The organism is Acetobacter pomorum (assembly GCF_002738225.1).
In the GTDB taxonomy this organism is placed as follows: Bacteria; Pseudomonadota; Alphaproteobacteria; order Acetobacterales; family Acetobacteraceae; genus Acetobacter; species Acetobacter pomorum.
In genome coordinates, this window is the sequence record NZ_PEBQ01000186.1 from 1 (window position 1) to 2882 (window position 2882).

Below are 2882 nucleotides of genomic sequence, written 5' to 3' on the forward strand. Positions count from 1 at the left end.
ATCGACCTTCCTCGCAGCCGTGCAGTTCGCCTCAATCATCATCCTGCTTAACTGACGACACGCCGTAGCCACATACTGTAAGTATTAATGTCCGTAAGTAGGGATAAACAGAAGGTCAGATGTTGAGAAGGAATAGTCAGAAAGCTGACATTTGCATGAAAGATGCTTGAGGCGGCTACCAGCCCAAAGTGGCGCTCCGTGCTCGTTGCAGCATGATACCAGAGTTATGGTGAGCACCTTTTAATCTGAGTTTGTTTGGCCCGGCCAATATTAGGTAATAAAGAGGCGTATTTCGTGTATTGCGGATGAAGTGGCGCTTCGTGCTGATCGAGGTAGGACGAGGCGGGAACGGCGATCTAGCGTAAACTGGGCTGAAGTGGGCAAGCAATAACATCGGTCGGACATATACTTTTCTAGCAGAAGACCGAGTTCTTCTGGTTCAGTTTTTCTGCCAGTTTATGGGGGATACAACCAGTCAACCGTTCGATTTGTCAGTTGGGAGTGTAGATGGCAGACGCGATACACCTTCAAAACTGCCATTTAGCATAATAGATTTTAAGATTTTACCGGTTTTCGCGGGCCAGCATTAGTTACTCTTCTACAAACTTCCTCAACGTTTGTCCGCTTAATCGTTGGTCTGCTAAATGCATCTGAAACAAAAAGACACCGCGGTATTATTCCTTGAAGCGGACTTGGTAACTGATACTGGATTGACGGTATCTGGCTCTGCTTGTCGCCTGATAACCCTATGATAATGTTCAGCGTGGCCTAAAATTTCAGGAAAGCAGGATAATGGAAAAAGGGCAGGCGCTTTTCGTAAAAGAAAAAATGGCCTACGGCTATGGTGATGCTGCCTCCAACATGACATGGGGCATGACGTCATCCTATCTGATGTATTATTATACAGATATCTATAGCTCGCCTTTGGTGGTCCGTGTTGTGGATGCTTTCTGCGACCCGGCCATCGGCTATATTGTTGATCGTATCGGCGGGCTGATCCGCTCCCATTCCCTTTGGTATAACGGGTTCTCTAAGCTTTCTGGCCCTGCTCTATGGGGAAGTTGTGTGGACTGGAGCAGTCTATATCGTGCTTGGTGTCATCTATTGCTGCATCAACACATCCTATGGTCTTCCCAATAAATCATAACAGTGTTCCATGCCGAATATCCAAACCTTACTGCTATGTAGGTATATCTGGAGTATGCTGCAGAATCCCTTGGTCGCAAGCGATGGAACCTGCCTGCGACCGTGTAGCCGGTTTTATTTGTTGGCAGCCTCAAGCAAGGCTTCAGCCGCCAGCTTGCCAAGACTGTTCGATGCCAATGGGCTATCGCCCGTCAGCAGGTGGCGATCACGGTGCACCTGACCGGTAATATCCGTGTTAACGATTTTCACATTGTATTTCCGGAGATTTTCACCGACAAGCCACGTCATCGGACCCGGGATGTAGCCGATTTCAATATTGGCTCCGGTATCCAGACTGTCTGGAAAAACACACATCTCATAGCCTTCATATGCGAACGTACCACCATCAACCGCAGTCGCCAGCAGGCTGGCAGGTCCATGACAGAGCGAGATCGTGAAGCGCTCGTTGGTCTGTGCCCAACGCAGGATAGTGCCAACCTGTTTGCTGAATGGCACACCATTGAGAATGCCGTGACCGCCCGGAATAAACACGCCAAGATACGGCGTTTCAGCGGTAAGCCCTTCTCCTATTATATCAGCAAGTTTCTTTGGTGTTTTGAGCTGCTTTTCATATTTCTTGTAGATGGACTTAACGGCCTCATCTTCATGCGGAAAGGCCCACCATTCAAACTTGACTGGATCGCCGGAGATGGTCGCAATATCGATTTCAAATCCCGCTGCATCCAAATGATACATAGGCAGAAGCATTTCGACCGGATGATTGCCGGTCGAAAAGAACTCGCCGCCTTTCATCATCAGATATCTCTCCTGCGTGCCAATCATCAGAATTTTCCACTTTCCGCCTGTGTAAGGTTTGGGATAGGTGGTACCGTCAAAATTGGTTTTTGAAGACGTATATTGGGTCAGAGAATATTCCGATGGGAAGAAGGCATTGTTCTCTGCCCGATCAGGCACTGGCGCGCGGCTTTGCTGTTTATTGCTCATGAGTATTCTCCTGCTGTCAGTCTGTCGTGAGTGACCGGTTATGGTCATATCTCGAAGTATCCTCAATCAGAAAGTGCGGCGAGGTATGCAGAGAACCATATGTTGCTTCGTGGAAGAGATGAATAAGGGGAAATCCCTCAATATTGGACCATCGTGCAGGGTATTCATGTGACTTGCCGATAGCCACCATTCGGTTTTCCTCGCCAAATGCAGCAAGGAGCGGATGGTTTACGTAAAAAGTGGCTCTGACGTGATTACGGATACTTTTTTGGGGCTAGGCTGGCATGGAAGCTAGTATTTCCCCAATTAGAAACTTCGACAAACTGTCGCAAACCAGAAGATAAGGATAATTATGGTTTTCCAATGTATTATGAATCCGTTTAACTTGGGTAATGTGCGGATAAGCACCGTTGCGTAGGAAACCAAAGTATAATGCGCTGTTGAGCCCAAAATCAGGACATAGCATCTTCAATAAACGGTTCTTTAGTATCCCAAATTTTCAAAATATTTAACAAATAAAGTTTACGCTTTTAACGAATGATATTAGCTTATTTTGACTATTTATTTCTAGTCTTGCGAATATTTCTTTTACCATTTGACGGGCTGTGCCTTCTGATATTCCCATTTTTAAAGCAGCCTCTTTTATGGATAACCCCTCTGTAAGTAGGCATGATATTTTTGCTTGACGCGGAAATCTCACAGATGGAGTAATTTTGGATCATTTTCTGGTTGTTCAGGACTTCCTATACGTC

The 2882-nt window shown here is 46.3% G+C and carries 2 protein-coding genes and 1 pseudogene; 1 reads left to right on the plus strand and 2 read right to left on the minus strand.

All coding sequences use genetic code 11. From position 1 onward, the window contains the following. Nucleotides 1–792: 792 nt before the first annotated feature. A pseudogene (locus tag CSR02_RS14860) lies at nucleotides 793–1129 on the plus strand (MFS transporter); the annotation flags it as partial. Between the two features lie 131 nt (nucleotides 1130–1260). Here the strand turns inward: CSR02_RS14860 and hchA are convergent. Then, nucleotides 1261–2130, minus strand: a complete 870-nt coding sequence (gene hchA / locus CSR02_RS14865; protein WP_099542203.1) for a glyoxalase III HchA — start codon at nucleotides 2128–2130, stop codon at nucleotides 1261–1263. A gap of 508 nt (nucleotides 2131–2638) precedes the next feature. Next, nucleotides 2639–2830 carry a helix-turn-helix transcriptional regulator gene (locus tag CSR02_RS14870; protein WP_244177043.1) on the minus strand — a complete coding sequence of 64 codons (192 nt, stop codon included), beginning with the start codon at nucleotides 2828–2830 and terminating at the stop codon, nucleotides 2639–2641. Nucleotides 2831–2882: the final 52 nt, after the last annotated feature.